Source organism: Chamaesiphon sp. VAR_48_metabat_403 (assembly GCF_031422475.1).
Classification (GTDB): Bacteria; Cyanobacteriota; Cyanobacteriia; order Cyanobacteriales; family Chamaesiphonaceae; genus Chamaesiphon.
Genome location: NZ_JANPLS010000183.1, coordinates 1 through 6217 on the forward strand (window position 1 = coordinate 1; position 6217 = coordinate 6217).

The following is a 6217-nucleotide window of genomic DNA, read 5'->3' on the forward strand; positions in this document are numbered from 1 at the left end:
AATTGACGGGTACTTGGCAATCGATGTCCGGGGGAAAATTGCCGAGACGCGATCGCAAACAACATCTGATCGTATAGTTGTTTGGATACGGGAATTTCGCTATCTGTTTGAATGTGGAATTGCATTGGTAGAGTAGTTGACAGTCGATTTTTAACAGTTGACAGTAAAGAGGTAGTTGGGAAGCTTCCTTCATTACGGCACACATGTCTGCAAAACTACTGCCCAAAATTTATAGTTAGTTTGTCTGATGCTCTCAGCATACCCTCACGACAAGAAGCTGTTCGTATCGATCGAATTTTTGCGATCGTCACAGCACCGCCGATACGACTAAACTTCAATCCCGACTCGACTAATTTCGCGACTCTTGATGCTCTAATTCAACTTCTTTGTCTGCGGACTTCATATAACATCAACGCGGCGGCGGTTGCGACATTTAATGATTCTACCGTTGCCGACATCGGAATTTTGACCTGGAGCTTGGCTAATGCGACCAAATCCGCGCTCAATCCCGCGCCCTCATTACCTAGTAAAATTAGTGTAGGCGATCGTAAATCGACATCCCAATAACTAGTAGTAGTATGAGAAGTTGTCGAAATAACTTGTACTCCCTGCTGCTGATAACTAGTCACTAATGCGTGCAAATCGTCACTTACAGCCATCGCCAGCCGAAACCATTGCCCAGCCGAGGCGCGCAGCACTTTAGGATTATCTAAATCGACACTATCCCGACTCACCCACAATCCATCTGCTCCCACCGCCGCCGTCGTGCGAATTATCGTGCCCAAATTCCCCGGATCTTGAATGGTAGATAATGCGATCGTCAAGTTGGCAGGAATAGCTGGTTTAGGCAAGGCCATCCGGGGGGCAATTGCCACGATCCCATCTGGATTCATCGTCGTTGCGATCGATCTAATTACTTCGTCGCTGACTAATTCTACCCGGCTAGTGTCATTAACGATCGACCACAATTCGGGATGACGCTCTTGCCATTGCGGGGTACAGCAGACTGTCTCTAATGGATAATTCACCGCACAGGCTTCTTGAATTAAATGCGTCCCTTCTAATAAAAATAGCTGCGTTTCTCGTCGCTCCTTGGCATTTTGGAGCTTTTTAATTTGCTTGACGAGTGGGTTTTGAGTACTAGTTAACATATTGACTGCGATCGAGATACCATAAATCGGCGAACGCAGATAATTACTCAACGTTCGCCGATAACTAAATAACTCTAAACACGATGCGCGACCCGAGACTCGAACTCGGAAGTCCTTGCGAACACTAGAACCTGAATCTAGCGCGTCTACCAATTCCGCCAGTCACGCAAATTCACGATTTTTTCGATCGGATGTCTATTATGTAAGATTTCCGAGTAATTTGTCAAGTACTATATTTAGATAGCGGGCAGTGCCCACCATCTAAATATAGTGCTGCTGTAAATCGATCGCCAGTTGACTCAATCTATTTTGTCCAAGTCGTGCCGTTTGACCATTTCATACAGCTCGGACTAAGCAAGGTGGCGGTATGAGTAGCATCGTCTGGAAAATTAAAGCTAGCTTGGGACGAACCAGTTTTGTTACCCAACGCTGGTGGACGACCATATTTATTCATGTCAATTTTCATCTCATCACTATTGGCTCTAGCTCTGCTGATTTTGGGTCCAAATTTGTTTTCGTATTTCCAAGTACCATAAAAGGAATCGGCTTGCCATTGAGTACCATTAAGTCAATGAGATCGCTAAGACTGAGGTGGTAGCGAGAATAATGGACATAGAACGCTGAAACTTCATATTATGTAACTGAACTATCGTTCGGTAAGGATATTGTGTTGATATTAACAACAGTAAAAAAACACGTATTTCGTGAATTTAAACAGATTATATAGACCGGGATTTATGATGACTTTATCGGGAACTTTTTTTATTCGATCTAGTCTAACGATCGCGAGATAAAAACTAAGGTTAGTATAAAACCAACCGACTCAATGCTAAATGGGACGACAACTATCTCAAGACACTGCTTAGTGCTTTAAATATAGTCACCAATTAGATGGTGGGAATTGTTACTTTAGGTGTGCGGCTGCCTTGGTATACCTCTATTCCCTATCCCCTCAAAAAAATGTTTGCTCCGATCGACAGAACTCATGCTATAATAGCAAAGGCTAATCGGCGATCGCATCGTCCGATAACAATATTAATAAGTATTTGAGGTTCAGTCGCGGCAAAAATTGCGTTAACCAAAACTAAATAGCCAGCCATAGACAGCAGGAGCGGATAGCTTAATTCCCTGCCGAGGTTAATGCAAGCAGCAATAGCGATCGCTACTAATCTAGTAGTCCGCGCGACTGAATGACAACCTCGGCACTAAGTGTCGGGGTTAATTTTATGCCTTGTTGTCGCCTGTCCCCACCAAAAACTCGATCGATCGAGAGGTAAACATTAATATGGGGAGAACCCTAGCAAACAAACACGAGATCGTTGCTACGCTCAAGCAAGAATTGAGCCAAGCAACAATGGTCGCGGTGATTAACTACCAAGGTTTAACCGTGGCAGAAATCACCGATTTACGCCGTCGGATTCGCCCCAAAGGCGGACTCTGCACGGTGACTAAAAATACCCTCATGGGTAAAGCAATTGCTGGCGATGCCAATTGGCAAGCATTAGAACCCCTACTTCAAGGTTCTTCGGCGTTCTTGCTGCTCAAAGATGACATCGGTGGCTCGATTAAGGCTTACCATGAATTCCAAAAAGCCACCAAGAAAACCGAACTCCACGGTGGTGTCATGGAAGGTAAAATCCTTTCTGGTGCTGATGTTAAAGCGATCGGCGATCTGCCATCCAAAGAGCAACTCATGGCGCAAATTGCTGGTGCCCTTAACTCCGTCACCGCGAAAATCGCGATCGGTGTTAAAGAAGTACCTGCTTCGATTGCTCGTGGCGTTAAAGCCTACGCAGAAAAAGGTTAGTAGCTCAGAGCTACCCAACCGAGTTACAATTTTCACCCATATCTAGGAATTTACACATGTCTGCTGCAACCGATACAATTTTAGAACAGTTAAAAACCCTCAGCCTTCTAGAAGCTGCCGAATTAGTCAAGCAAATCGAAGAAGCTTTTGGCGTAAGTGCAGCTGCACCCGTCGGCGTAGCTGCTGCTGCTGGCCCTTCTGCTGACAAAGAAGAAGCTGTAGTTCAAACCGAATTCAACGTCGTTCTCGAAGGTTTGTCTGACGACACCAAGAAAATCGCCGTCCTTAAAGTTGTCCGCGCGATTACTGGCTTGGGCTTGAAAGAAGCTAAAGACTTAGTAGAAGCAACTCCTAAAGACGTACTCACTGGCGTACCTCAAGCAGCCGCTGACGATGCTAAAAAACAACTCGAAGAAGCTGGCGGTAAAGTTTCACTTAAATAATAAGTGTCACTAAGCCAAACTCGCTAGTGTCGTTTTACGGCATACCGACAAGCTCATTATTGGGCTTCGTGCGGAAACCAGAATCCCCCTAAATCCCCCTTGGAAAGGGGGACTTCCGGATCCGGTGCCCCCCTTAAAAAGCTACCCTGTGGACACAAGTAGGCTGGACTTCGCTTGAGATGGTGTTACCCCCCCCAACCCCCCCTTATAAAGCGGATGCGCTCACTGGCCGGGTTCCCCGGTAGTGATAGCGCACCAAGCAGGGGGGGCTTTTGCTCCCTCCCCTTTATAAGGGGAGGGCTGGGGTGGGGTAAAGGACTACGATCCATAATTCATGGTAGGCGCAGTTGATAAATTGCACCCGCCATGAATTTCTGATTTTTACGCCAAAACATTGACAATCTCCGGACGATCGCTGAAAATCTCGATCGAGATCGGATCTGGTAAGATTTTAGGATATTATTGTTTAACAAATACTAACTACATACACTAGCTAGCAATTAGATATCGGGCGATCGATGATGACAATGGCAGTCTGACGCGATCGAACTGTAACAGTATTTATCCGTCCTGACTAGCTAGTTTTGTCCCACCTACATTGACTTTCGCCGAGTTTCGGTTAATATATGCACTCAGCCACGCGACTGGATGACCTCAAAATATTAGAGTGTTTTCTGCAAAACTCTCTTCACGCTCACTTAGGGCGGATTATTCCATTTAGGGTGCAGTGCTTATATAAAGATGATACCCTATGGGTACTCGCTCAACATCCTCAAGATGCAGCGATCGACAGCTCCGATACCTTTAGAGTCTTAGAACGCGCACTTCAAGCCGAAGAACCAAAAATTCCCTTAGCAGTAAAATTATATTTGCGATCGGAAGGCAATCAACGCCCCTACAGTCAACAAGGTTTTACAGTCTACCCCCTCGTCAAGAAAACCGTACCGGGCGAAGCCGCACCCGCAATGACAGGCACGATCGACGATAGAATCGCATTAGAGCGCGATCGTCGCAACCTGGTAAACGGCACACCCGTGGAGATCTCTAACATGAATATGGAAAATTCTGACATTACACCATCAACAGTTCCAGAGATCGTACCTAACGATAACGAGATGGTTGGGATGGTTACTCGCCAGAGTACTGGTGCTAATTATTCCTCAGATCGGCTGGTGAAGATTGATGCCGATGCCTTCGTTGCCAATATCGAGCATTCATTCGGTAGTGCTGACGAAAATTACCACTCTGCTTACCCACCAGCCACCAATCGCCGCAACAAATTAATTCTACCGATCTTGGGCGGTTTGGGGGCACTAGCAGTCGGTACGGGAGCTGGATATATGGGCACTCGTCCCTGCGTGTTATCCAGCTGTACGGAGCTGACAACAGCCTCTGGCGCGATCCAATCCGTGTTGACAACTATTAAAGAACCCCAAGTCAATGGACAAGAGGCTTTAACCGCCCAAAAACAACTCCAGCAAAGTGTCGATGCGCTCGAATCTATCCCCATGTGGTCTGGTAGTTATGGTACCGCTCAAAATACCCTCAAAACTGCAATTCCCCTAAAGCAGGATCTGGACACCACAGTGCTGGCAATGAATCAGGCATATAAAGCCGCCACGATCGTCAAAACCCCGCCGATTCCGCTGTTAAAATGGCAACAGAGCAAACAAATTTGGACTGAATCGATCGCCAATCTGAGCAGAATTCCGACCTCCAGCCAAGTTTACCCCCTCGCCGTTCAAAAACGTACCGAGTATCAAGGGCGATTGGTCGATGTGGATAAGCGGATTGAAATTGAAACTACTGCCGACCAAAAACTTAGATCGGCAACAGACGGAATTAAAGCGGCTACTCAAACCCAAGCTACTGCCAAATCGCTAACTGAGTGGCGATCGGTTAAGGGGCAATGGGATAATGCTAGTAACCAGCTTGGGGCTATTCCCGCCACGACGATGGCTTACTCTCAAGCCCAAGAACTTCTCAAATCTTATCAACCTCGGATTGCTAACGCCCAAGCCAAGGTAATTGAAGAAGAAAAAGCCAACCTTAACTATCAAACTGCCGTCAAACTGGCGCAATCGGCTAAAATTTCTCAGCAGAGCAACCAACTCGCTCAAGCTGTTTCTCAATGGAATCAGTCAGTAGTGGCGATTCAAAGTATCCCTCAGACTAGTGCCGTTTACACTCAAGCCAAACCACTAGTTGCGGAATACAAGAAAAATTTTCAACAAGTAGACGAGCGATTTAAAACCACCCAAAAACTTGCTCTCGCAAGTAAAGATCTCCAACGCACTTGTGCTGGTACGCCCCAGATTTGTACTTACACGCTCACCGATAAATCGATCGTAATTAGATTGATGTCGCTCTATACCCAGACGCTCAAACAGACAGCAGTTGCCGCTTCTAATCAACGCGATGGGAATGCAAAGGTGGGGATTATCAATCATGTTAATACCCTGGGAAATGCCCTCCAAGCTATTAGCGAAAATGCCAAACTGCCGATCGAAGTTTATGGATCCGACGGCAAGCAAATTCAAAATTATCGACCCCAATAATCTCGATCGAGCATTATTAAGTAGCTGAAACCACCCTGCGCTCGATCGGGCTACGATGTGTATGCACCTCTAGTTAGAAGCGAAATTGGTGTGAATCCCCCAAACCCCCTTAAAAAGCAGGGCTGATTCATTCCCGATCGGGCTTAGGTTGTCAAGATTAAAAGCAATTAATTTCGATCGAATAAATGGTAATTTCATACTAAGAAACAACCACATTCATCTAAAAACCGATTGCTTTAGATATTGACAAATTCATTC

5 protein-coding genes, 1 tRNA gene, 1 pseudogene and 1 other annotated feature are annotated in these 6217 nt (G+C 45.9%); of the genes and pseudogenes, 3 read left to right on the plus strand and 4 right to left on the minus strand.

All coding sequences use genetic code 11. The annotated features are described in order from the left end of the window. The 4 genes and pseudogenes from RMO79_RS08780 to RMO79_RS08795 form a co-directional block, all read right to left on the minus strand. Positions 1–125, minus strand: a pseudogene (locus RMO79_RS08780) (GntR family transcriptional regulator); the annotation flags it as partial. 252 nt (positions 126–377) lie between these two features. Then, a complete protein-coding gene (locus RMO79_RS08785) occupies positions 378–1151 on the minus strand; it encodes an RNA methyltransferase (RefSeq protein ID WP_310482739.1) in 774 nt (257 codons plus the stop codon). Positions 1152–1235: 84 nt separating this feature from the next. Then, positions 1236–1319 (minus strand) — tRNA-Leu (locus tag RMO79_RS08790). 136 nt (positions 1320–1455) lie between these two features. Next, on the minus strand, positions 1456–1617 hold the full coding sequence (locus RMO79_RS08795; RefSeq protein ID WP_310482735.1) for a hypothetical protein: 162 nt from the start codon (positions 1615–1617) through the stop codon (positions 1456–1458). Between the two features lie 612 nt (positions 1618–2229). Next, positions 2230–2385: a sequence feature (ribosomal protein L10 leader region), on the plus strand. Between the two features lie 51 nt (positions 2386–2436). Here RMO79_RS08795 and rplJ point away from each other — a divergent pair. From rplJ to RMO79_RS08810, 3 genes are all read left to right on the plus strand, one after another. Beyond that, positions 2437–2958, plus strand: coding sequence for a 50S ribosomal protein L10 (gene rplJ, locus RMO79_RS08800; RefSeq protein ID WP_310482736.1), 522 nt, complete (start codon positions 2437–2439; stop codon positions 2956–2958). Positions 2959–3014: 56 nt separating this feature from the next. Beyond that, entirely contained in the window at positions 3015–3401 is a 387-nt protein-coding gene (rplL, locus tag RMO79_RS08805; RefSeq protein WP_310482737.1) for a 50S ribosomal protein L7/L12, read from the plus strand. A 626-nt stretch (positions 3402–4027) separates the two neighbouring features. Then, positions 4028–5959 (plus strand): hypothetical protein, encoded by a 1932-nt coding sequence (locus RMO79_RS08810; protein ID WP_310482738.1) that lies wholly within the window; start codon positions 4028–4030, stop codon positions 5957–5959. Positions 5960–6217: the final 258 nt, after the last annotated feature.

Excerpts from the sequence above, each read along its gene's own strand:
- RMO79_RS08785 (WP_310482739.1), bottom strand. The coding sequence starts at position 1,151 with ATGTTAACTAGTACTCAAAACCCACTCGTCAAGCAAATTAAAAAGCTC.
- RMO79_RS08795 (WP_310482735.1), bottom strand. The coding sequence starts at position 1,617 with ATGAAAATTGACATGAATAAATATGGTCGTCCACCAGCGTTGGGTAAC.
- rplJ (WP_310482736.1), top strand. The coding sequence starts at position 2,437 with ATGGGGAGAACCCTAGCAAACAAACACGAGATCGTTGCTACGCTCAAG.
- rplL (WP_310482737.1), top strand. The coding sequence starts at position 3,015 with ATGTCTGCTGCAACCGATACAATTTTAGAACAGTTAAAAACCCTCAGC.
- RMO79_RS08810 (WP_310482738.1), top strand. The coding sequence starts at position 4,028 with ATGCACTCAGCCACGCGACTGGATGACCTCAAAATATTAGAGTGTTTT.